This window comes from Ensifer oleiphilus, assembly GCF_013371465.1.
Taxonomy (GTDB): domain Bacteria; phylum Pseudomonadota; class Alphaproteobacteria; order Rhizobiales; family Rhizobiaceae; genus Ensifer; species Ensifer oleiphilus.
Window position 1 is genome coordinate 952,414 of record NZ_JABWDU010000001.1, and the last position, 22,525, is coordinate 974,938.

The 22,525-nt window shown below is 63.3% G+C and carries 23 protein-coding genes; 9 read left to right on the forward strand and 14 right to left on the reverse strand.

Annotation, left to right across the window (positions count from 1 at the left end; genetic code table 11):
- Nucleotides 1-60 precede the first annotated feature (60 nt).
- From HT585_RS04570 to HT585_RS04585, 4 genes are all read left to right on the forward strand, one after another.
- Entirely contained in the window at nucleotides 61-414 is a 354-nt protein-coding gene (locus HT585_RS04570) for a hypothetical protein (RefSeq protein ID WP_176351800.1), read from the forward strand.
- A 156-nt stretch (nucleotides 415-570) separates the two neighbouring features.
- Nucleotides 571-1,947 carry a PepSY-associated TM helix domain-containing protein gene (locus tag HT585_RS04575; protein WP_176351801.1) on the forward strand — a complete coding sequence of 459 codons (1,377 nt, stop codon included), beginning with the start codon at nucleotides 571-573 and terminating at the stop codon, nucleotides 1,945-1,947.
- Nucleotides 1,948-2,115: 168 nt separating this feature from the next.
- Complete coding sequence (locus HT585_RS04580; protein ID WP_176351802.1) at nucleotides 2,116-4,449, forward strand: putative bifunctional diguanylate cyclase/phosphodiesterase; 2,334 nt, start codon at nucleotides 2,116-2,118, stop codon at nucleotides 4,447-4,449.
- 180 nt (nucleotides 4,450-4,629) lie between these two features.
- Nucleotides 4,630-5,418, forward strand: coding sequence for a L,D-transpeptidase family protein (locus HT585_RS04585; RefSeq protein ID WP_176351803.1), 789 nt, complete (start codon nucleotides 4,630-4,632; stop codon nucleotides 5,416-5,418).
- Nucleotides 5,419-5,569: 151 nt separating this feature from the next.
- On the opposite strand, the gene HT585_RS04590 is transcribed toward HT585_RS04585, so the two are convergent.
- The gene (locus tag HT585_RS04590; protein WP_176351804.1) at nucleotides 5,570-6,046 is read right to left on the reverse strand and encodes a MarR family winged helix-turn-helix transcriptional regulator; all 477 of its coding nucleotides are present in this window, start codon (nucleotides 6,044-6,046) and stop codon (nucleotides 5,570-5,572) included.
- A 116-nt stretch (nucleotides 6,047-6,162) separates the two neighbouring features.
- Here HT585_RS04590 and HT585_RS04595 point away from each other — a divergent pair, with 116 nt between their 5' ends.
- Nucleotides 6,163-6,585 (forward strand): organic hydroperoxide resistance protein, encoded by a 423-nt coding sequence (locus HT585_RS04595; protein WP_176351805.1) that lies wholly within the window; start codon nucleotides 6,163-6,165, stop codon nucleotides 6,583-6,585.
- A gap of 135 nt (nucleotides 6,586-6,720) precedes the next feature.
- Here HT585_RS04595 and HT585_RS04600 read toward each other — a convergent pair whose 3' ends face one another.
- Together HT585_RS04600 and HT585_RS04605 are read right to left on the reverse strand one after the other, a co-directional pair.
- Nucleotides 6,721-6,933: an alkylphosphonate utilization protein gene (locus HT585_RS04600; protein ID WP_025426258.1), complete on the reverse strand. Its 213-nt coding sequence runs from the start codon at nucleotides 6,931-6,933 to the stop codon at nucleotides 6,721-6,723.
- A gap of 89 nt (nucleotides 6,934-7,022) precedes the next feature.
- On the reverse strand, nucleotides 7,023-8,585 hold the full coding sequence (locus tag HT585_RS04605; RefSeq protein ID WP_176351806.1) for a helicase HerA-like C-terminal domain-containing protein: 1,563 nt from the start codon (nucleotides 8,583-8,585) through the stop codon (nucleotides 7,023-7,025).
- 359 nt (nucleotides 8,586-8,944) lie between these two features.
- On the opposite strand from HT585_RS04605, the gene HT585_RS04610 reads away from it, so the two are divergent.
- On the forward strand, nucleotides 8,945-9,337 hold the full coding sequence (locus HT585_RS04610) for a hypothetical protein (RefSeq protein WP_176351807.1): 393 nt from the start codon (nucleotides 8,945-8,947) through the stop codon (nucleotides 9,335-9,337).
- Between the two features lie 86 nt (nucleotides 9,338-9,423).
- Here the strand turns inward: HT585_RS04610 and HT585_RS04615 are convergent, their stop codons facing one another.
- The 3 genes from HT585_RS04615 to wrbA are packed head-to-tail and all read right to left on the reverse strand — an operon-like array spanning nucleotide 9,424 to nucleotide 11,908.
- On the reverse strand, nucleotides 9,424-10,071 hold the full coding sequence (locus HT585_RS04615) for an MBL fold metallo-hydrolase (RefSeq protein ID WP_176351808.1): 648 nt from the start codon (nucleotides 10,069-10,071) through the stop codon (nucleotides 9,424-9,426).
- Nucleotides 10,068-11,276 (reverse strand): MFS transporter, encoded by a 1,209-nt coding sequence (locus HT585_RS04620; protein WP_176351809.1) that lies wholly within the window; start codon nucleotides 11,274-11,276, stop codon nucleotides 10,068-10,070. The genes HT585_RS04615 and HT585_RS04620 overlap by 4 nt, the downstream gene beginning before the upstream one ends.
- Nucleotides 11,276-11,908: an NAD(P)H:quinone oxidoreductase gene (gene wrbA, locus HT585_RS04625; protein WP_176351810.1), complete on the reverse strand. Its 633-nt coding sequence runs from the start codon at nucleotides 11,906-11,908 to the stop codon at nucleotides 11,276-11,278. Before wrbA ends, HT585_RS04620 begins: the two co-directional genes overlap by 1 nt.
- A 130-nt stretch (nucleotides 11,909-12,038) precedes the next feature.
- Here wrbA and HT585_RS04630 point away from each other — a divergent pair, with 130 nt between their 5' ends.
- Entirely contained in the window at nucleotides 12,039-12,947 is a 909-nt protein-coding gene (locus tag HT585_RS04630; protein ID WP_176351811.1) for a LysR family transcriptional regulator, read from the forward strand.
- Between the two features lie 9 nt (nucleotides 12,948-12,956).
- Here HT585_RS04630 and HT585_RS04635 read toward each other — a convergent pair whose 3' ends face one another.
- The 3 genes from HT585_RS04635 to HT585_RS04645 form a co-directional block, all read right to left on the reverse strand.
- On the reverse strand, nucleotides 12,957-14,117 hold the full coding sequence (locus tag HT585_RS04635; protein ID WP_176351812.1) for an MFS transporter: 1,161 nt from the start codon (nucleotides 14,115-14,117) through the stop codon (nucleotides 12,957-12,959).
- Between the two features lie 139 nt (nucleotides 14,118-14,256).
- The gene (locus HT585_RS04640) at nucleotides 14,257-15,093 is read right to left on the reverse strand and encodes an aldo/keto reductase (protein ID WP_176351813.1); all 837 of its coding nucleotides are present in this window, start codon (nucleotides 15,091-15,093) and stop codon (nucleotides 14,257-14,259) included.
- Nucleotides 15,094-15,181: 88 nt separating this feature from the next.
- On the reverse strand, nucleotides 15,182-16,363 hold the full coding sequence (locus tag HT585_RS04645) for an MFS transporter (protein ID WP_176351814.1): 1,182 nt from the start codon (nucleotides 16,361-16,363) through the stop codon (nucleotides 15,182-15,184).
- 140 nt (nucleotides 16,364-16,503) lie between these two features.
- Here HT585_RS04645 and HT585_RS04650 point away from each other — a divergent pair, with 140 nt between their 5' ends.
- Nucleotides 16,504-17,397, forward strand: a complete 894-nt coding sequence (locus HT585_RS04650; RefSeq protein ID WP_176351815.1) for a LysR family transcriptional regulator — start codon at nucleotides 16,504-16,506, stop codon at nucleotides 17,395-17,397.
- Nucleotides 17,398-17,444: 47 nt separating this feature from the next.
- Here HT585_RS04650 and tam read toward each other — a convergent pair whose 3' ends face one another.
- From tam to HT585_RS04670, 4 genes are all read right to left on the reverse strand, one after another.
- Nucleotides 17,445-18,218: a trans-aconitate 2-methyltransferase gene (tam, locus tag HT585_RS04655; RefSeq protein WP_176351816.1), complete on the reverse strand. Its 774-nt coding sequence runs from the start codon at nucleotides 18,216-18,218 to the stop codon at nucleotides 17,445-17,447.
- Between the two features lie 12 nt (nucleotides 18,219-18,230).
- Nucleotides 18,231-18,893 carry a haloacid dehalogenase type II gene (locus HT585_RS04660; protein WP_077504090.1) on the reverse strand — a complete coding sequence of 221 codons (663 nt, stop codon included), beginning with the start codon at nucleotides 18,891-18,893 and terminating at the stop codon, nucleotides 18,231-18,233.
- A 179-nt stretch (nucleotides 18,894-19,072) separates the two neighbouring features.
- Nucleotides 19,073-19,633 carry a phosphatase gene (locus HT585_RS04665; protein WP_176351817.1) on the reverse strand — a complete coding sequence of 187 codons (561 nt, stop codon included), beginning with the start codon at nucleotides 19,631-19,633 and terminating at the stop codon, nucleotides 19,073-19,075.
- A gap of 113 nt (nucleotides 19,634-19,746) precedes the next feature.
- Nucleotides 19,747-20,787: a zinc-dependent alcohol dehydrogenase family protein gene (locus HT585_RS04670; RefSeq protein WP_176351818.1), complete on the reverse strand. Its 1,041-nt coding sequence runs from the start codon at nucleotides 20,785-20,787 to the stop codon at nucleotides 19,747-19,749.
- Nucleotides 20,788-20,947: 160 nt separating this feature from the next.
- Here HT585_RS04670 and HT585_RS04675 point away from each other — a divergent pair, with 160 nt between their 5' ends.
- Nucleotides 20,948-21,829, forward strand: a complete 882-nt coding sequence (locus HT585_RS04675; protein WP_176351819.1) for a branched-chain amino acid aminotransferase — start codon at nucleotides 20,948-20,950, stop codon at nucleotides 21,827-21,829.
- Nucleotides 21,830-22,027: 198 nt separating this feature from the next.
- On the opposite strand, the gene HT585_RS04680 is transcribed toward HT585_RS04675, so the two are convergent.
- Complete coding sequence (locus tag HT585_RS04680) at nucleotides 22,028-22,366, reverse strand: hypothetical protein (protein WP_176351820.1); 339 nt, start codon at nucleotides 22,364-22,366, stop codon at nucleotides 22,028-22,030.
- Between the last annotated feature and the right edge of the window lie 159 nt (nucleotides 22,367-22,525).

A 22,525-nucleotide genomic window follows, 5' to 3' on the forward strand; every position in this document is an offset into this window, starting at 1 on the left:
ACGGTTTTGGGGGCTTGAGTGGCGCGATCGCGGCAAGCGTGGATAAGGATTGACCTGCCAGTGCGCATTTTATGCGCGCTGATGTTCGTCGTTTCCGTCCTCGTCCAGCCACCTGCAGGCGCTGCCATGCCGGTCGCGGCGGGGATGGCGGCTTACGTGTTGCCCGACGGCTCGCTGCCGGATATCTGCCTGACCGGCCACGACGAGCCCGATGGCAAGGGCGGCACCAAGAGCCACGGTTGCCAGTCCTGTTGCCTCGCCGCACCTGTGGCGCTGCCGACGCCGCAGTCGGTTCGGGGCAGGTTCTCTTCGGAAATCTTTGTGCGCTCCTCGCTGGCGGCCGAGCTTCTGCTCGCAAGGCCGGTGCTTTTGGCCGGCCTGGGGCCGCGCGCGCCTCCTCAATCTCCCGCCTGATCTGCGCCTGAGGGGTTGAACACCAGGCCGCCGCACCATCATCGAGAATGTCTCGTTGGGCGCGTTCGTTTCCATGGCCGGTTCAGCCACCATATCCACACATCAGCCAAGGGGAAGTTGCTGGCTCTTCCTGTCGGCCCTTCCCGGGGGACACCCATGACGACTGCATCTCTTTCCGGCTCCGCGCGACTGCCTGATGTCGCCGAGCGCGGCATTTCGCTCTACCGCGCCATATGGCGCTGGCATTTCTTCGCCGGCCTGCTGGTCATTCCCTTCATGATCAGCCTTGCCGTGACCGGCGGACTTTATCTCTTCAACGACGAGATCGACGACACGCTGTTTGCCTACCGCAATATCGTTCCGGTCGGGGAGGCGCCGCTGCAGCCCTCGGCGATCGTTGCCAATGCCGTCGAGGCGGTGCCGGGCAGCGCGGCGGTTGCCTACCGCACGCCTGGTGGCACCGACCGATCGGCACGCGTGACCGTGGGCGTTGGCGCCGGCAGGATGATGGTTTACGTCGATCCCTACACCGCCGACATACTCGACATGGTCGCCCCGAGCGAGGAGTTCAACCGGGTGGTCGAGGACCTGCACAGCCTGGATTTTTTCGGCAAGCGCGTCGAAACGATCATTGAAATCGTCGCCGGCTTTGCGATTCTGCTTGTCTTTACGGGCATCTATCTCTGGTGGCCACGGCAGCAGACCGGGGGCGTGATCACCGTTCGCGGCACGCCGGCGCGACGGGTGTTCTGGCGCGACCTGCATGCGGTTACAGGCATTGTCTCGGCGCTTTTGATCGTCTTTCTCGCCTTCTCCGGACTTCTCTGGTCCGGCTATTGGGGCTCGACGGTCAATGGCAAGCTGACGGCGGCCGGCCTCGGCTACCCCGTCCAGCTCTGGGACGATGTCCCGACCTCGACGAAGGTTTCGACCGACGTGCTCTCCAAGGCCGGGTGGCTGGTGGAAAACGCGCCGGTGCCCCTGTCGACCACGGATGGCGGTTCTGTCCCCTCCATCGGGATCGACAGGGCCGTGGCGATTGCCGACAAGGCCGGCATGCTGCCGGGTTATGAACTGGCCATCCCCGGCGACGAGACCGGCGTCTACACCGCAGCCATTTTTCCGGCCGACCTTTCGCGCGAACGCACGATCCATATCGATCAATACTCCGGCAAGCCGCTGGTCGATATCGCCTTTGGCCAGTACCCGCCGCTCGGCAAGGCGATCGAATGGAGCATCAATGTCCACAAGGGGCAGGAATGGGGGCTGTTCAACCAGCTGCTGATGCTCACGACCTGCCTTGCGATCGTATTCGTATCGCTTTCGGCGGTCGTCATGTGGTGGAAACGACGCCCGGCCGGGCGCATTGGAGTGCCGCCGATGCCGCCGCGCCGCAGCATCTACGCGGGATTGTGGCTGATGGCGCTGCTGTTCGGCCTCGCTTTCCCGCTGACCGGTATCGCGATCGTCGTGATGATCGTTTTGGACCAGGCGCTGATGCTGTTTGCGCCAATGCGCAGGGTCCTGTCCTGATTTGGCATGGGGCGGCTCGCGTCGCCCCATCTTTCCGGCTATGCTGAGTGCCAGATGCAACCTCCGCATGATTTTTCCTGTCTTATTTAGGGAAGGCTAACCTTTGGCCGCCTATCGTGGGTTGGGGAAAGTCTGACGATCTCGACATTGTGCTTCCGGAGGCCTTGCTTGGCGAAGAACACCTCCCGCAATCCGCGTTATGCTGCCCTCAATGCGGGCGGCAACGAGAATACGCGCCGTCTGATGGACGCGAGCACGCGTCTGGCCGACGAGATGAGCCGGATCTTTCCCGCCGACCCTGATATTGCCGACCGGCACTACTGGCTGGAAACCATCATCAATCACGTGCCCGACTATATCTACGCCAAGGACACCGACGGCCGTTTTCTCATTGCCAACCAGGTCACCGTCGCTGACAACGGCTTGGAATCGCTTCGCGACATCATCGGCAAGACCGATTTCGATCTGCATCCGCAGCATTTGGCCATGGCCATCGCCGAGGTCGAGCGCCGGGTGATCGAAACGGGCGAGCCCATCTTTGGGATCGAAGAGCGTGCGATGGTCACAAAGGGCCGTGATCGCTGGCTGATGACCTCCAAGGTGCCGTTGCGCAACAAGAGCGGCAAGATCGTCGGCATCGTCGGCGTATCGCGCGACATCTCCGACCGAAAGGCGGCGGAACGCTTGCTCGAAGGGCAGGCGCATCTGCTGGAGATGATCGCCAATGGTCGGCCGCTCGACGAGTTTTTCCGCGAACTGATCCTGTTGATCGAGGCTCTGGTGCCGCGCATCCGAGGGTCTATCCTCATGCTGTCGAGCGATGGCCGCCGCTTGCTGCATGGTGCAGCGCCGAACCTGGACGAAACCTATTGCGGCATGATCCACGGTGTGGAGATCGGGCCGAAAGCCGGTTCCTGCGGCACGGCCGCCTGGCGCGGAGAACAGGTGATCGTTGCCGATATCTTCGACGATCCGTTGTGGGAGGATTATCGCGAGATCGTCCGGCCCTATGAATTCCGGGCCTGCTGGTCGACGCCGATCCATTCCCGTGAGCGAAAGGTGCTCGGCACCTTTGCGCTGTATTCCGAGGCCGTATGCGTTCCCGACGAGCAGCAGAAGGAACTGATCGCCATGGCCGCCCATCTGGCAGGCATTGCGATCGAGCGCAAGCAGGCTGAAGACCGAATCAGCTTCATGGCTCACCACGACGCGCTGACCGGCTTGCCCAACCGGGCGCTGTTTGAAGAGCAGGTCGCCGAGGCGCTTGAAGCCCTACGCGGGACGGGGCAGTGGGCGGTGCTTGCATTCCTCGACCTCGACAACTTCAAGCTCGTCAACGACACGCTGGGCCATGCGGCGGGCGACGAACTGCTCAAGGTGACTGCCACGCGCATGCGCGCATCGGTGCGCAAGTCCGACATGGTGGTGCGGGTCGGTGGCGATGAGTTCATCCTTCTTCTGAACGGGTTGCCGTGCGAGCGCGATATTGTGCTCGCGCGCCTTGAGGATATTCGAGCAGCGATTGCGGCGCCCATGGAGATCAATGGCCGCAGCCTGCAGATATCCTGCAGCATGGGCGTTGCCTGCTTCCCCAACCAGGGAAAGACCGTCGGTGAGTTGCTCGCCAACGCCGATATGGCGATGTACCGGGCCAAGGAGCTCGGCCGCAACAACCTGCAGGTCTTTACCGAGGAAATGGCCGACAAGGCCCACGAAAAACTGCTGAAGCAGGCGGAACTGCGCCAGGCGATCGCGCGCGATGAGTTCCTGCTGCATTTCCAGCCGCAAGTGAATCTCGAGACCGGTCGGGTCTTTGCGGCTGAAGCGCTGCTTCGCTGGCGGCATCCCGAGCGCGGCATGATCTCGCCGGGCGATTTCATTCCGCTGGCGGAGGAGACCGGGCTGATCGTGCCGATCGGCGACTGGGTGCTGCGCGCCGCGTGCCGTCAATGCAAGGCGTGGCACGAGGACGGACTGCCGTTGCTGATCGTCAGCGTCAATGTTTCCGCGCGGCAGTTCCGCGAGCGAAACTGGGCGGCGCACGTTGCTGCCGTTCTCGCAGAGGTCGGCCTTGAGCCGCGGTTCCTGGAGTTGGAACTGACGGAGAGCCTGATCATGCAGGACGTGCCGGGTGCATTGGCGACGATGCACGAGCTGGAGGCAATCGGCGTGCATCTGGCGATCGACGATTTCGGCACCGGATATTCAAGCCTCAGTGCGTTGAAGCGGTTTCCCGTGCGTCGACTGAAGATCGATCGTTCCTTCGTCGAGGACATCCCCGCCGATGTCGATGACAAGGCCATTACTGCGGCGATCATATCGCTGGCGCAAAATCTCGGCCTGAGGGTGATTGCCGAAGGGGTCGAGACCCAGGCGCAGGTGGAGTTCCTGCGCCACAGCGGCTGCGACGAGATCCAGGGCTACTTCTTCAGCCGCCCGCTGGCATCCGCGGAGTTCGAGGCATTGCTCCGCCAGACCGACGTGAACGCCGACGGCATCTGAGTTGCGCCGGGCGTTCATCTTGACACTGAAGGAAACGTGATCCGACGTTTGCTGACACAAGCCTCGTTCCAGCCGTAGATGCCAGCATTCTTAAATTGGGCGGGTCTGCGCGAATCGTTTCGTTAATCAATTTCGTGCAGCACTCCAGTTCGTCGCCGCACTCAAGCCTTTCAGAGTTCGATGTCCTCTTCAGTCATTTTTTCCCGCCGCCAGTTCCTCCGTACATCAGGCATCGCCCTTGCTTCGGCAGGTCTTGCAAGCTGTACGTCCTCGATGAACACCGACCGGTTCCGTCAGGAAACCGCGCCGGTGTTTCGCAATCCCGCTCTCGAGGGGCGTTGGGTCGATCCGCGTGCCGAGGGCATTCTGGAAGGTCCGATCAGTGAAGGCCCGCAGCCGACCGGCCTGCCGCCGCAGAGCGCCTATTATGGCGACATCTACGCCGCGGTCGACGATGGCGGCTACCAGATTCCGGCCGTGCCCTACCGCCAGATCGACGCGCGTTTCTATCGGCAGGAAGTCAGCGATCCCTTCGGCGAGCGCCCGGGCACCATTGTCGTCGATACCGGCGACCGGTTTCTCTACCTGATCCAGCCGGGCGGTAGCGCGCTGCGCTACGGCGTCGGCCTCGGTCGCGAGGGCTTTGCCTGGTCCGGCCGTGGCGTCATCCAGTGGAAGGCAAAGTGGCCACGTTGGACGCCGCCGGATTCGATGATCGCCCGTCAGCCGCAACTGGCGAAATTCTCCGCCAGCAACGGCGGCATGGCGCCGGGCGTCAACAACCCGCTGGGTGCTCGCGCGCTCTACATCTTCCAGAACGGGCAGGACACGCTTTATCGCGTGCACGGCTCGCCCGAATGGAAGTCGATCGGCAAGGCCGTGTCATCCGGCTGCGTGCGCATGCTCAACCAGGATGTCATGGATCTCTACGATCGCGTGCGCGGCAAGGCGCCGATCCTCGTCGTCTGATCGGCCTTGCCGAGATATGCTTCAAGATGGACCGGGTGCCCGAGCGATGGTGCCCAGTTTTTGCATGGCGCATGAGAGGTGCGCGCCACGCAATGTCTGAGCCGCAAAACGCATGGAGCCTGAGCGTCGCCGTCGGCGCGGCCGGTGGCGGTCAGCCTTCCATCTCGCTTGAGGAAAGCCGTCGCGTCAGCTGATGCAGGGTTTCCCGGATCTCGCCGGCTTCCTCCAGGCTACAACCCGATGCCTTGCCGATATCCGCCAGAATACCGAAGGCCTCGGTCTTGAGGTCGCGGCCCTTGTCCGTCAGGCTGACGATAACCTGCCGCTCGTCACCGGGATCGCGCTGGCGGCCGACATAGCCTGCCGCCTCCAGTCGTTTGAGCAGGGGAGACAGTGTTCCCGAATCCAGCCCGATCTCCTCGCCGATCCGCTTGACCGTCATCCCGTCCCGTTGCCAGAGCGCCAGCAACACAAGATATTGCGGGTAGGTAAGGCCGAAACGATCCAGCAGCGGCTTGTAAGCGCGCGTGAAGGCGTGGGCGGCGGAATAGACGGCGAAACAGAGCTGTTTGCCGAGCGTCAGCGCTTCGTCGGAGATCGCTTCGGATTGTGCCGCTTTCGTCGTCATGTCCCTATTGTCGCAAATCTGGGCCGAAAATGCAATTTGCAAAATTAATTTGCGTGCAATTTAATATTGCGATACATATCTGCATCGACATTGAAAACGTACTGGAGACACCGCCAATGCCCATTCTCTATCGTACCACTGCATCCGCAACCGGTGGCCGCGCCGGCCAGGCCAAGAGCGCCGATGGCGTTCTCGACGTCACGCTTACCGTGCCGAAGGAACTGGGCGGTGACGGCGCCCGCGGCACCAATCCCGAGCAGCTCTTTGCTGCCGGCTATTCCGCCTGCTTCCTCGGCGCGCTCAAGTTCGTCGCCGGCAAGGAGAAGGTAAAGCTTCCCGAAGACACCACCGTGACCGGCACGGTCGGAATCGGCCCGCGCGAAGACGGCGCCGGTTTCGGCATCGACGCAGCACTCGAAATCTCGTCGCCGGGCGTTGACAAGGCAGTGCTCGAAGACCTCGTCCAGAAGGCGCATATCGTTTGCCCCTACAGCCACGCGACCAAGGGCAATATCGACGTCAAGCTCACCGTCGCCTGAGCCACTGGTTTCTCACGAAACGACAAAGCCCGGCGGGAACCATCCCGCCGGGCTTTACTGTTCTCCAGATACAGATACGCGCGGCATTGAAGGCGAGGGAAGGTTATCCGTTTCCCTCACGTGCCCACGGCTACATCAAGCCTTCTTCAGGAATTCGGTGCGCAGGACCAGCCCCTTGATCTTTTCGACCCGGCACTCGACTTCGTCGGGATTGTCGGTGAGGCGGATGCCCTTGACCACCGTGCCGCGCTTCAGCGTGGTCGAGGTGCCCTTGACCTTCAGATCCTTGATCAGGGTGACGTTGTCGCCGTCATTGAGGATGGCGCCGTTCGAATCTTTCACGTCCATGGGATGCTCCTTTCAAGATGCGGGCACGCCCTGATCCGGTGGACCAGGGCGTGCGGAATTCGTCCTTCGTGTCGTCTTGGCCTACGGAGTTAGCGTCTGCTCAGGCTTCCGAGAATGCCGCGCACCAGCGCCCGGCCCACCTGTGTTGCAACGGTGCGGGCAACCGATTTCATCGCCGCCTCCACCACCGTCTCGCGTTGGTACCCGGAAGACTTCGGGCGTGCCTGCTTTCCAGCAGGCGCCGCCGGCTCGTCGTCGCCGAAGCCCGGCAGCGTCCAGCGGCTGCCGCCGGTATTGGCCTCTACCGGTTCCGGCTCTGCCTGCTGCTGCGCTTCCGCCGCCTTCTTCGCCCGTGCGGTCAGCATTTCATAGGCCGATTCCCGATCGAAATCTTCGTCGTACTGGCCACGAACCGGGCTGACATCCAGGACCTTCTGCCGCTCTTCCGCCGAAAGCGGGCCGACGCGGGATTGTGGCGGGCGCACAAGGGTGCGTTCCACGATCGACGGCGCACCCTTGCCCTCGAGCGTCGAGACCAGCGCCTCGCCGGTGCCGAGATTGGTAATGACCGTGGCGCAGTCGAAGTCCGGGTTGGGGCGGAAGGTGTCCGCGGCGGTCTTCACCGCTTTCTGGTCGCGCGGGGTATAGGCGCGCAACGCATGCTGGACGCGGTTGCCGAGCTGGCCGAGGATCGTTTCCGGCACGTCGAGCGGGTTCTGCGTGACGAAATAGACGCCGACGCCCTTGGAGCGGATCAGGCGCACCACCTGTTCGACGCGTTCCGTCAGCACCTTCGGCGCATCATTGAACAACAGATGCGCCTCGTCGAAGAAGAACACCAGCTTCGGTTTTTCGGGGTCGCCGACTTCGGGCAGTTCCTCGAACAGCTCGGACAGGAGCCAGAGCAGGAAGGTCGCGTAAAGACGCGGGTTCATCATCAGCTTGTCGGCGGCCAGCACAGAGATCGCGCCGCGCCCGTCATTGGTCGTGCGCATGATGTCGGTGATCTTCAGCGCCGGTTCGCCGAAGAAATGTTCGGCGCCCTGCTGTTCCAGGATCAGAAGCTCTCGCTGGATCGAGCCGACCGAGGCCTTGGAGATGAAGCCGAACTGGTTGGAAAGCTGGGTGGCGTTCTCGCCCATGTAGTTGAGCAGCGCCTGCAGGTCCTTCAGGTCGAGCAGCGGCAGGCCACCCTGATCGGCGATCTTGAAGGCGATGTTGAGCACGCCTTCCTGCGCGTCCGTCGCATTCATCAACCGCGACAGGAGGAGAGGGCCCATTTCCGACATGGTGGTGCGGACGCGGTGGCCCTTCTCGCCGTAGAGATCCCAGAAGATCACGGGGAATTCCTGGAACTCGTAAGGGGCGGTCGGCAAGCCGATCTGCTCGGCACGCTTCGTGATGAAGTCCTTCGGCTCGCCGATCGCGCCGATGCCCGAAAGGTCGCCCTTGACGTCGGCGCAGAACACCGGAACGCCGGCATTCGAAAAGCCTTCGGCCAGGATCTGCAGGGTGATGGTCTTGCCGGTGCCGGTTGCGCCGGTGATGAGCCCGTGGCGGTTGCCGAATTTCAGCTCGAGATATTCGCCCTTGTTGATCGAATCATCCGGCTTGCGGCTGGCGCCGATAAAGAGCTTGCCTTCTTCCACCATGTGGGCTTCATCTCCGTTTCATCAATGAAAGCGGGCGGTTCGCGGCTAACCTGCCGAGGCCCGTCATCGAAATGTGGCTCGACCCTGTTATAGGCGGTGGCGCTCTACCCGGCAACAAGGCGATTGCGGCGCGCAACCGCGAAAGTTGCGCAAAGGGGAGGGGCGGATCGGTCGCATTGCCAAGCGGCCGCGAGCGTGAAACGATCATGCCGACCCGCGGAAATGAACGCCGGCGCGAAGTGCTAAGCGCTGTTTGAAAGCTGGTGATTTGCCCGGCATTCCATCCCATCTTCGCTTGTTATTTGAGACGTGATCATTTACCTTGACGTCAACGTCAAAATGCAACGAGGGAGTTATCCATGAATGAACTGGTCACGCGCGTAGCGGAGAATGTCGGCCTCGAGCCTGCGACGGCTGAAAAGGCTGTCGGCATGATCCTCGGCTTCCTGCAGCGCGAAGCGGCCGATGGCCCGGTTGCCCAGATGATCGCATCGATCCCGGGCGCGACCGACCTGATCGCACAGTACAATGGCGAAGGCACGGGCGGCGGCGGCCTGCTCGGCGGCCTGATGTCGGCGATCGGCGGCGGCGGCGTCATGGCGCTCGGCCAGCAGCTGATGAGCCAGGGCCTCGGCATGGGCGAGATCACTTCGCTCGCCAAGGAAACCATTGCATTCGCCAAGGAAAAGGCTGGCGCAGACGTCGTCGACGAAGTCGTCGCCTCGGTCCCGGGCCTCAGCCAGTTCGTCTGATCCCTTTCGGGTGCATCGAACGAAAACCCACCGGCGCTGGCGCCGGTGGGTTTTTTGTTGCCTCCGTGTCCATCCTCGATCCACGCTCAGCCGTCCGCGCCGCGTTCCAGCCGGTGCATCATCGCATCGATCTGGCGTCCCGTTTCCCGGGCATCGGTTTGGTGAAACGGCTGCCCCTTCGCTAGGCTGGGCACCAGCACGTCGAACGCCAGCGTCTTGATCAGTGCCAGCGAGTCGAGATAGGCGGCCCTGTCGCTGCTGTTCAAAACGGCGCCGATCCATCGTCCGTCTTTCAGGAAGATGGTATCGCCGGTGAAGAGATAGCGACGCCGGCCATCGTCCCAGAGAAAGCAGGCCGAGCCTGCCGTGTGGCCGGGCGTGGGGATCACTTCGAAATCGGGGAAATGCAGTTCACGATCACCAAAGCCACCCACCATGCGGCAATGCGGGAGGATCTGCCGGCGCTCCCGTTCCGGCCCGAACAGCGGCGCGCTGAGGTGCTCGCAAACCCAATCGCAGGACGGCATCGCCTGGTGATGGTGATTGATATATTGCCGGGCGAAAGCCCCCGTCGACAGCAGTCCGTCAGCCTCTTCTGCCAGTCGTCGTGAGGCGTAGACGATGAGGTTGCCATCCGGGCGACGAAGGACGAAGGCGCGACCGGTGAAATCCGGTGCGAAGCTCAGCCGCTCGGCGCCGACGCCATAGAGGGTGTCGAACAGATGTTCCATCATGCGGTCTCCCGCGGCTTGGTACGAAGGGCGTTATCGAGGATGGTGGCAAGCAGGATGCAGCAGAGAGCGCCTGCCCCGATGAAGGCCGCGCCCGACGTCCAGCCATAAGCTTCGATCGCGGCTCCCACAGCGACCGGGCCGATGAGTTGCCCGAGATTGCTCCCCTGCATTAACAGCCCCATCGCCATCGGTGCGAGTGCCGGGCGGGGCGACAGCATCGGGACCGTCGAGATCAACGTGGCGGGGATCAGGCCGCCGATAGCCGAAAAAAGGACGCACAGTGCAAAGGTCAGTGTGTCACCGGATTGAGACAGGAAGATCCACAGGCCGGATGCACCCATCAGCGTTGCAGCAACGATGACCAGACCGCCACGGCCGACGCCCCGGGACAGCATGGTGCCTGCGGCAAGATTGCCGATAACGTTGGCAAGGGTGATGAAAGCACTGAGCAAGCCTGCTGTCCCAAGTGAAATATGCATGCGCGTGACGAGCAGGATCGGCAGGAAGCTGAACAGCGTGAATGTCATCAGGCTGTAGAGGGTGAAAAGGGCAAAGAGCAGGAGAGGTCCACGGCTTGTCAGTGTTGCGCTCACGTCCGCCCGCAAGCCGCCGGAGGAGGCGCACGGCCCAGCCGTGGCGGGCGATACCGCTGTGATAACCGTCAGCAGGCTAAGGAGCGCGACGACGCCGTTGATCCACCAGATCGCCTGCCAGCTTTGAAACAGCGGGCCGGAGAGCATGGCGATCGCCATGCCGGCCGGCATGAAGCAGCTCCAGAACGCAAAGACGAGATCGCGCCTCGTCGAGGCGACGATGCGCATGAGGATTGCCGGACCGGTCACGATAACCAGCAGGAAGCCAAAGCCTTCGAAGATGCGCGACAGGATAAGCAGCGTGAAATTCGGGCTGGCGGCGCCAATCAGGATGCCGATAAGGAGAATGCCCATCCCGATGCCCAGCATGCGCCGGTCGCCGATTGCGGCGACCATTGCGCCCGCAGGCATCCCGCCGACAACGCCGACGATCGCGAAGACGGACGTGATCCAGCCGAGTGCGGTCAGGTCAAGCCCGAGATCGGCTTGCAAGAGCGGGCCGGCGATTAGCCCTTTGCCAACCTGCATCGCTGAAACCATGCCGGCCACAACGACGGCCGTGACGGCGATCCAGTCGGTTCTCTCAGGGGTAAAAGCAACAACGGCCGACATCAGGCGAGCTCCGCCACACGTGCCCTGCCGGCGACCAGTGCCGAGGCCAGTTCGGCGACGTGGCGGCCTTGGAAGCGCGCGCCGTCCAGTTCGTTGGCGCTCGGCTGCCGGTCGCCGCCATTGCCGTCGTCGGCGAGCGTCGAGGCGCCATAGGGCGAGCCGCCGGTGATTTCATCCATGCGCATCTGGCCCTTGAAGCTATAGGGCAGGCCGGCGATCACCATGCCGAGATGCAGCAGCACCGTATGCGTCGCAAGGATCGTCGACTCCTGGCCGCCATGCTGGCTGCCGGTCGAGGTGAAGACGCTGCCGATCTTTCCGACCAAGCCATCCTTGGCCCAGACACCGCCAGCCTGATCGAGAAAATTCTTCATCTGCGCGGCCATGTTGCCGAAGCGGGTCGGCGTTCCCAGGATAATTGCGTCATAGTCGGGCAGTTCCGCAACGCTTGCCACCGGTGCCTCCTGGTCGCGCTTGTAGCCGGATTTGATCGCGACAGCCTCGGGAACGATCTCCGGCACCCGTTTCAACGAAACGCTTGCGCCTGCAGCGCGCGCGCCTTCGGCAACGGCTGAGGCCATCGTCTCGATGTGGCCGTAGGAGGAGTAGTAAAGCACGAGGATCTTGGCCATTTCGTTTTCCCTTGTTCTGCCTGCGCCGGCTCGCGGCTCAGGCGATGCTGTTGATGACAACGAGAATGGCGGCTTTGATTGATCTGAAAAAGTGAGATAAAATGCATCAAACTGATCTATCGGATCGATCATGATTGATGCCTTGACGCTCGACCAGATGCGGACATTCGTGGTGGTGGCCGAAAGCGGCAGCTTCCGCTCAGGGGCCGCCAGGCTCTCGCGCGTCCAGTCCGCCGTCAGCCACGCCATCGCCAATCTCGAGGCCGGGCTCGGCGTTTTCCTGTTCGACCGCTCCGGCCATCGGCCGGTGCTGACGGCGGAAGGGCGCGCCTTGCTTGCCAATGCACGCGATATCCTGCTGCGCGTCGATGCCATGCGCGCCCGCGCCCGTGGCCTTGGCAAGGGCATCGAACTGGAACTGTCCCTGATCGTCGACACGCTGTTCCCGATCGCGACGGTCGGCACTGCGTTGACGGAAATGCGGGTCGCCTATCCGTCCGTCGCCATCCGGCTCGCGGTCGCGCCGCTGGGTGGGCCGCTCGATGGCCTGATCGAACGGCGCTTCACGCTCGGCATCATGGTGGGGGAGGATTTTCGCGACCCTGCCATCGGCCGGCAGGCGCTAGCAGACGTGCACCTGACAGCGGTGGTGTCCACCCAGCATCCCCTCGGCCTTAGCGCCGTGAACGGCGTGCTCGGCAGCCCGGAGCTTGCCGACCATCTGCAGATTGTCCTGTCGGATCCTTCGCAGCGCTCCGAGGGGCGTGACTTCGGCGTGCTGTCGCCGCAGACCTGCCGCGTTGGCAGCCAGGATGCCAAACATGCGATGATCCTTGCGGGTCTCGGGTGGGGCCGCCTGCCGCTGTGGCAGGTGGAGCGGGACCTCGCCGAGGGGCGGCTTGTCCGCTTGCTGACGGCCTCGCTCGGGCGCAACAGCCAGGTGGCAGCGGAAGCCTATCTCGTGCACCGGATCGACGAACCGCTCGGGCCGGCGGCGCGCTTCTTTGGCGAGGCGCTCGCGCGTCTTTGCGAACGCTGACGGCAGCCCCTATCGCCTGCCGGCGGCGGCGAAGATCAGCGTGGAAACGACCAGCACCACGCCGACACCGAGCGGACCGGCGGCGGGATTGATCAACGACATCAGAAAGCCGGTGGCGCCCGATCCGGCCGCGCTGCCGGCAGCATAGGCAAGCGCAAAGGCGGCACTTCCCGCCACCAGCATGCTGCCGCGATACTCTTCGCCGAGCATGGTCAGCGCCGCCGTATAAAGCGCGAAGCTGGCAGCACCGATCACGGCGAACAGCGCCAGCAGCAGCGGCGCTGACGTGACCAGCGGAATGGCGAGATAGCCGGTTGCCGCCACCGCCGCCGCCGAGATCGCCACGCGTCGACGGGGCAATTTGTCGAGCAGGACGCCGACGAAGGGTTGCGCCAGCGCTGTCGGTACGGCAAGCACGGTGACGCTCAAGGCGGCAAAGGCCTGGCTATGGCCGGTCTTGACGAAATAGACCGGCATCGCCGAGATCGCCGCGATATCGGCAAAACCGAACATCAGTACCATCAGGATCAGGATCGGCGCATGCCGGAAGAAGGCGAAGAGATCGCGCGTCGACGACGGCTCAGGCCGCGTCCGCGCGCCCATCGTCAGAAGTCCGGTCAGGAAGGCGACAAGAGTGATGTAGATCGCCAGCAGCGCAAAGCCGAGGCCGCCGCTGGTGCCGAGAAGCGGGATCGCCAGCGGCCCGGCGGCAAAGCCGCCGCACATGCCGGCGCCATAGAGGCCGGAGACCCGGCCGCGCAACCGGTCCGGACAGGCGGTGTTGAGCCAGGCTTCGCCGAGCATGAACACCATGCTGACGAAAAAGCCGAGCGCGAAGCGGGCGATGAACCAGACAGGAAGCGAGGAGGTCGACGCAAGCGTTGCCAGACACAGCGAGCAGCCGCAGAGACTGGCGATGATCAGCCTGTCGGCAGAGGCAAGCTTTGTCAGCCTGCCGAGCAGCAGGGTCGCCGCTGCAAGCCCGGCGGCGAAGCCCATGGCGTTGAGGCCGATCGTGGCGGCAGACACACCGCGCCCTTCGAGCGACAGCGAAATTAGCGGATAGGTGAGCCCTTGAGCGACGGAAAAGGCGGTCACCCCAAGCACGACGGCGATGATGGCCGGCCAGTCCGGAGCGAAGTCGCCCACCTCGACGGTTTTCGACGTCATCAGCCCCTCCCAGACAGTGCGTCTTGCGGGAGATCGGCATCGATGTCCCCTGAGGGATCAGCGTCGATCCCTCAGGGCTCTGCATAGATCATCCGCCGCCGGTTGGGAACTCGACCGGCGGCGGATCGGCAAACATTTGTCAGGCGGCCTTGTCCCAGACCGGCGAGAGGCCTTCCGGGCTGACGATGCGGCCATCCGGGCGGGCGAGGCCGTGGATCGCCGCCATCTCGCCATCGCCGAGCGCGAAGTCGAAGATGTCGAAGTTTTCCTTCAGCCGCTCGATCGTCGCCGTCTTCGAAAGCGTGATCACGTCCTTCTGCTGCACCAGCCAGCGCAAGGTCACCTGTGCCGCAGTCTTGCCGTGGCGCGCGCCGATCTCCTTAAGAAGCGGATCGTTGGGGATCTTGCCGTTGGCCATGGCGTAGTAGGCGGTAATCGACATGCCATGCCTGCGGGCTGTGTCGAGCACCTTCGTCTGGTCGAGATAGGGATGGTACTCGACCTGGTTCGTAGCGATCGGAGCGTCGCTGAGCTTCACGGCCTCTTCCATCTGGGCGGTGTTGAAGTTGCTGATGCCGATATGGCGGACCTTGCCGGCCTTCTTCACCTCGTTCAGAGCGCCGATGCGCTCCGCCATCGGCACGTCGCTGCCACCCGGCCAATGCAGGAGAAGCAGATCGACGTGATCGGTCTTGAGCTTGGTCAAGCTCTCGTCGACGGAGGCGAGGAAGTCACGATGGGCATATTTGTCGACCCAGACCTTGGTGGTCAGGAAGATGTCGGCGCGCGCGACGCCCGATTTGTGGATGGCTTCGCCGACCTCGGCCTCGTTGCCGTAGATCTGGGCGGTATCGACATGGTGGAAGCCGAGCTTCAGCGCTTCCGGCAGCACGCGCAGCACGTCGGCACCGGGCATGCGGAAGGTGCCGAAGCCGAGCGCGGGAATGTTGGCGCCGTTGGAATTGACCGAATGCATGGAGGAACTCCTTGTTTTTTAAAGAACGCCCGGCCATCGGCCGGGCGCGAAAGAGGCGTGGATATAGGTGGGCCAGATGACCGCCTGGTCAAGCCGGCTGGGCGACGGTTTCTGCCTTGCGGTCGAGCGCGCCGCTCAGAAGCGTCAAAAGCAGCGCGCCGATCACCAGAACCGAACCGACCATCGGCGTCATGCCGAGACCGAGCGACGAGGCGACGATGACGCCGCCGAGCCAGGCGCCGATGGCAATACCGAGGTTGAAGGCGGCGATGTTGAGGGCCGAGGCGACGTCGACAGCGCCGGGGCGGTGCTGCTTGGCAAGTTGGACGACATAGAGCTGCAGGCCGGGTACGGTCGCGAAGGACAGGAAGCCGAGGCTTGCCAGCGTCATCAGCGTCAGGGCCTGGGAGGTGGCCGTGAAGGTGAAGAGCGCAAGCACGACGGCTTGCGCCAGGAACAGGCCGACCAGAGCCTTCACCGGATCGCGGTTGGCGATTTTGCCGCCGGCGATGTTGCCGATCGCGATCGCCACGCCGTAGAGCACCAGGATCAGGCTGACGGCGCCCGCGGAAAAGCCGGTGATTTCCTGCAGGATCGGCGCGAGGAAAGTGAAGGCGACGAAGGTGCCGCCATAGCCGAGCGCCGTCATGGCAAAGACGATCAGCAGCCGGCCGGAGCCGAGAACGCGGACCTGATCGATCAGCCGTGCCGGCGGCGCCTTGGTCAGCGTGTTCGGCAGCAGCGTTGCGATGGCCGCAAGCGCTATGACGCCAAGCCCGGTGACAGCCCAGAAGGTGGCGCGCCAGCCAAAAGTCTGGCCGATCCAGGTGCCGAGCGGCACGCCAGTGACGATCGCAACCGTCAGGCCCATGAACATCATGGCGATGGCCGAGGCGCGGCGATCCTCTGGCACGAGGTCGGCGGCAATGGTCGAGCCGACGGAGAAGAAGACGCCGTGGGCAAAAGCGGAAATGACGCGGGCGATCAAGAGGGGCTCGTAGCTCGGCGACAGCGCCGCCGCGGCATTGCCGACGATGAACAGCGCCATCAGGCCGACGAGCAGCGGTTTGCGCTCGATCCGGCCGGTCAGCGCAGTCAGGATCGGCGCGCCGAAGGTGACGCCGAGCGCGTAGACGCTGACGATGAGGCCGGCAAGCGGCAGGGTGATGTGGAGGTCGTCGGCAACTGTCGGCAACAGGCCGACGATGACGAATTCGGTGGTTCCGATCGCATAGGCCGCGATCGTCAAGGCAAAGAGCGCAATGGGCATGACAAGACCTTTTCCTGCTCGGTTGGGAGAAACCGGGCGCTTTGGCGTTGATGTGTTCGGGGGGAATATGAGGGTGGAGAGCTTGCGCGATAATCCGTATAATCGGATAAACGTCTATGAATTGAGTTCAAAGGTGGCTGATGGACAACCGTGCCGGTGAGATGGAGGTCTTTGTCGCCGTCTGCGAAACGCGCAGTTTCTCCGCGGCGGGCCGGCGGCTGAGGCTGTCGCCATCCGCCGTCAGCAAGCTGGTCACACGGATCGAGGATCGGCTGGGCACGCGCCTCTTGGTGCGCTCGACCCGCACCCTGCAATTGACGCCTGAGGGCGAAGTCTATCTGCAGCGCGCCCAGCGCATCCTGACCGAGATTGCCGAGACCGAGCAACTGGTGGCCGCCGGCGGCCGGCTTTCACCCCGCGGGCTTTTGCGCATCAACGCATCGGTCGGCTTCGGCGAGCGCTACATCCTGCCGCTCGCGCCGGCATTTCTTGAGCGCTATCCGGAAGTGCGCCTCGATCTGACCCTGACGGACAGCCTGATCGACGTGGTCGGCGAACGGGCCGACGTGGCGATCCGAACCGGCCCCTTGCGTGATTCCTCGCTGAAGGCGCGCAAGCTGATGGAGAGCCGGCCGGTGGTGATCGCCTCTCCGGCCTATCTCGCCAAACACGGTGTGCCGCAGACGCCGGCGGACCTGGAAAATCACAATTGCATTCGTTTCAACTTCCGCCGCAGCGTCGACGAGTGGGCCTTTCGCGTCCCCGGTCAGAGCTCTGTGGAGCTTCTGTCCGTCTTCGGAAACCTGCAGGTCTCGAGCGGTGCGATCGTCCAGCAACTCTGCCTCGCCGGTGTCGGCATCGGCCGGATCGGCCGTTTCCACGCAGAGCCGGATCTGGCGGCTGGCCGCCTGGTCGCGCTGCTGGAGGAGTACCGGCCCGACGAGATCGAGACGGTCTATGCCGTCTATGCCGGCCACGAACATCTGGCCGCCCGCATTCGCGCCTTTATCGACTTCCTGGCTGAGAGGATCTGAAGCCTAAGCCACGCGCGGGCTTGGAAAGCCGCAGTGTCTGATCGGACCTAGTCGGCCTTGACGGCGACAACGAAGAACCGGGGAAAGCGCAAAAGTACCCGGCCGTCGCTCATGGCCGGATAGGCGTCACGAATCCGGTCGGTATAGGCTGAGGCAAAGGCGTCGCGCCGCTCCGGCGGCAGCGCATCGAGATAGGGGCGTAGGCCCGTGCCCTTCACCCATTCGACGATCGCTTCGGCGTTCGCCAGCCGGTGATAGTAGATCGTGTGCCAAACCTCGACATGGGCGGCATGTTGCGACAGGCGCTCGACATAGACAGAGGGCGCCGGCAGCGGATTGCGGCGGATCGTCCGGCCTTCGAAGGCGTCAGTGAATTCAGCGCTGCGGGCTGTCTCTTCCATGAGCACATGGGTCGGTTGGTCGATATTGTCGGGCATCTGCACCGCAAGCGTGCCGCCGGGCGCAAGGGAAGCGGTCAGGCGTTCAAGAATGTCGAGGTGACCCGGTAACCACTGGAACACGGCATTGGCAAAGAACAGTGAGGCGCCTTTCGGCGGCACCCAGATGGCCAGATCGGCCTTTTCGAAGGTCAGGCCCGGCAGCCGCTTGGCAGCGGCGAGCAGCATGTTCTCATCGCTGTCGAGGCCGGAAAGCGAGGCATCTGGAAAGCGTTGCTGGATCAGTTCGGTCGAGTTGCCAGGTCCGCAGCCAAGGTCGAAGGCGGGGCCCGGCGGCAGCTCCGGAACCTGCGCCAGCAGGTCACGCGCCGGCCGCGTGCGCTCGTCTTCGAATTTCAGGTATTGCGACGCCGACCAAGCCATCGAGACAAATCCTCAAATACCGAATTGCAGACTTTCGAGCGAGGGCAGGATCAAAGCCGGCCCCTGGTCACGATATTCGTCGGGCATGTCGGCCCGGTTGATCCAGACCGTGCGGAATCCGAATTTCGTCGCGCCCGCAATGTCCCAGCGGTTCGACGACTGGAAGGAAACTGCATGCGGATAGAGCCGGTAGCGGGTGGTGACGAGATCGTAGACCGCCGGCGCCGCCTTGTAGGTCTTGACAGTATCGACCGAGAACACGTCGTCGATGACAATTTCGAGCGCCGCATTGCGCACGGCTGCCGCCAGCATATCGGGAGAACCATTGGAGAGAATTGCAAGCCGCGCCCCACGCTCCTTCAATCCCTTCAGGACGGCGGGAACTTCAGGATAGCAATCGAGCGTCCAGTAGGCATCGAGCAACGGCTTCCTCAGCTTGCGGTCGGCGGATGGAAACCGGGAAAAGGCGTAGTCTAGCGATTGCTCGGTCAGTTGCCAGAAGTCCTGATAGGCGCCCATCAACGAACGCACCCAGGAATATTCGAGCTGCTTGGCGCGCCAGAGTTCGGAGAAGGCCTGTCCGTCCGGGCCGATCTCGGCGGCATGGCGCCGAACCGCGGCATGCACGTCGAAAAGCGTGCCATAGGCATCGAATACATAGGCCGCGTGGGACATTCTTTCCTCCCGTCCATCGTCTCCGGCTGCGTGGCAAACAGGATCTTCGATCCCATCAAAGCGTGTCCGAAAACAAAGACTTACCGCATTGTACCGGTCGAGGTACGCTGCGAAATCCGTTCTTTTGCGCAATCATGTCAAAGATTTGTGCATCGCACAACGACATTGCGCCGTCAGCATCAGCCTTTGCCGGGTTTCCAGACTTTCGCGGGGAAGCGCAGGGCCTGTTTCGCAAGCCTGCCTTTCAGCCCGAGTGCCGCATCGCAAAGGCCGACCACATGTCGGTTTGGCTTCGCCTCCGGACGTAACGCATGCAGCGCTGCGGCTGCCTGCTCAGGCGGCATGTAGCGGGCAAGGATGCCAAGGCTGAGCGCCGTCGCGCGACCGATGCCGCGCAGACAGTGAACCAGCAGATGCGCGTCCGCAGGCAAACTGTCGATGAAATTGAAGGCCGCTTCGATTGCCTCGGGCTTGGCGGCGTCGGGCGCGTCGGGATCGGTGGCGTCGCCGAAATAGAGTTCCAGATGCCTTTCCGGCGGCAGCTCGATCATCGACAAAAGTCGGCTCGCCGGCGCCCGCATCGAGATCAGGTGCGTCGGTGCCCAGAGCGCCCGGTTGTGCCGGGCCTCCGTCTGCGAACTGATGATCATCCGGATGGGCCATCCGCTCGGATGGGCCGGATTGGCTTTGAGGACAGGGCTGTAGAGTTCTTCCCCGGTGGCAGCTGCCGCTAGCGCCATGACAGGACCTCGTCGTGATTCTTCGTGCGATGATTTTGCCCTGAAACCGGTTGTGACTTAAGGGCAAAATCGCATCCGCACGCAAAAGCAAATAGCCTTTGAAAGCGCAACTCTCAGAACCGGGTAATTACACTGATGCCGAGATCGGTGGCGCGGTCCATCGAGACGAGGGCAGGGACCGCCTCTTCGAGCGAGATTTCGCGCCCGATCAGCTGCTGCGGCTGCAGCTTGCCGCTGGCGATCATCGACAGCATGGCATCGTAGCGCCATGCCTGCATGCCGTGGCTGCCATAGATCTCGAGCTCGTGGCCGATCACCTGCGCCATGGGGATTTCGGGCGTCGCATGGTCGCCGAGCATCAGGCCCACCTGCACGTGGCGCCCGCGCCGTCGCAGGTTCTTGATGGAGTTGAAGCAGGTGACGGGATGGCCGAGTGCGTCGATCGAGACATGGGCGCCGCCGCCTGTGATTTCCTTCACCGCACCCGCAACATCGTCCGTGTCGCGGCCGTTGACCGTGGCAACCGCCCCGAGCGTCCTGGCGAAGGCGAGTTTTTCTTCGGAAATGTCGATCGCGATCGGGTGCGCGCCGAGCGCTGCGGCAATCATGATCGCCGACAGGCCGACGCCGCCGCAGCCGTGAACCGCCACCCACTCGCCGCCCTTGACCCGTGCCTGGTCGGCGACGGCGCGAAACGAGGTGGCGAAGCGGCAGCCGAGGCTTGCGGCGGTCTTGAAGTCCATGCTCTCCGGCAGGTGCACGAGGTTCTGGTCGGCGAAATCGAGTGCCACATATTCGGCGAAGGAGCCCCAATGGGTGAAGCCCGGCTGGAACTGCGCCTCGCAGACCTGCTGGTTGCCCGAACGGCATTCGCCGCAGCGGCCGCAGCCGGACACGAACGGCACCGTCACCCGGTCGCCCACCTTGTATCGCATCACGCCGCGTCCGGTGGCCGTCACGATGCCGGCAAGCTCATGGCCCGGCACATGTGGCAGGCGAATGTCGGCGTCGTGCCCCATCCATCCGTGCCAGTCGGAACGGCAGAGCCCCGTCGCCTCGACCTTGACGACCACGCCGTTCTCGGTCGGCGTCGGATCGGGAAGCGAGCGGATTTCGGGCGTCTTCTCGAAGGCGTCGTAGTACATGGCTTTCATCGGGGCAGGGCTCCTTGGCTGTCGACTGGCATTCTGACATGCGGCTCCCGACCGTTCCAGAATGGACGCCATGACATTTTTTGATGTACCCATTCACCCCCATGCTGCTTTTTCGAGCTATGGCGGAAGATACGGAAGACAAAACGTGAAGGAGACGCCGATGGCCGTCGATACATCCCCCCGATCAGTGACCTGGACTTATGTCGATGGCGAATGGCTGTCGGGCAATCCGCCGCTGATTGGCCCGACCTCCCATGCCATGTGGCTGGGTTCGACCGTGTTCGACGGGGCCCGCTTCTTCGACGGCATCGCGCCGGACCTCGACCTGCACTGCCAGCGCGTCAACCGCTCGGCGACGGCGCTCGGCCTGAAGCCGACCATGAAGCCGGAAGAGATCGAGGCGCTGACCTGGGAAGGCGCCAAGAAATTCGACGGCCAGACGGCGCTCTACGTCAAGCCGATGTACTGGGCCGAGCATGGCGCGGCTGGCGTCGTCGCCATCGATCCGGACTCGACGCGCTTTGCGCTTTGCTTGTTCGAGGCGCCGATGGGCAACGGCCACGGTGGCTCGTCGCTGACGCTCTCGCCGTTCCGCCGCCCGACGCTCGAATCCATGCCGACCGATGCCAAGGCCGGTTGCCTCTATCCCAACAATGCCCGCATTCTGACCGAGGCGCGCTCGCGCGGCTTCGACAATGCGCTGGTGCGCGACATGCTCGGCAATATTGCCGAAACCGGCTCTTCCAACGTCTTCCTGGTCAAGGATGGCGTCGTGTTCACGCCGGCTGCCAACCGTACCTTCCTTGCCGGCATCACCCGCTTCCGCGTCATGAAGCTGTTGCGCGAGGCCGGCCTCGAGGTTGTCGAGGCGACGCTGTCGATGGCCGATTTCGAAGCTGCCGACGAGATCTTCACCTCGGGCAACTATTCCAAAGTCCTGCCGGTCACCCGCCTTGACGACCGCGACCTGCAGGCGGGGCCGATCGCCGCCAAGGCCCGCGATCTCTACATGGATTGGGCGCATTCCAGCCAGGACGCCTGAGGAATGGCCGGCCTCCGCAACGAGGCCGGATTCAAGGATAAGCGATCGTCAGCGCTCGGCGTGGGCCACATTGCCCGGGCCCTGGTTGCGGGAGAGGGGTTTCGAGGCTGTGCAACAATGTCGTGCACGCTTCGGCCCCCGACTGAAAACGGCTCGGCATGCACCGTCGCCGATCCGCCCTCTTCGAAGGTGTCTGAGCTATTTGTCCGCTGGCGGTGCCACCACCGTGACCGTGTCACCTGCCAGCTCGCCGCCGATTTCCACCGTCTTCTTCTGTTTGTCGTAGACGCAAATCTGGGTCACCGCATTTTCAGCGCCCTTCGGTTTGCCGGAGACGAGCGCCAGACCGAAGCTTTCCGATCCGAACGGATCGACGACGACGACCGGCTTGTCGAGCGAAGGGCCGGCCGCAATGCATTTCTCCGAAACGTCCGCCCGGAATTCCTCCCAGGCATCGCTGGAGGATGCATGGGCGCCGGTCGCGACAAATCCGGTCGCGGCGACAAGGGCAAGGGTGAGGATCGAGCGATGCGGCATGTTCAGTCCTTGATCTCGAATGGTTGCAGTGCGCGCACGCTGCCCGCCAAACGTGGCGCCAATGTGCCCGGGACATCGGCGCTTTCAAAATGATCTTGAAAGTATATTCCGTGGGTTGAGGAAAATTTGGCATTGCATCGGTTGCCTCCATCACGGCCG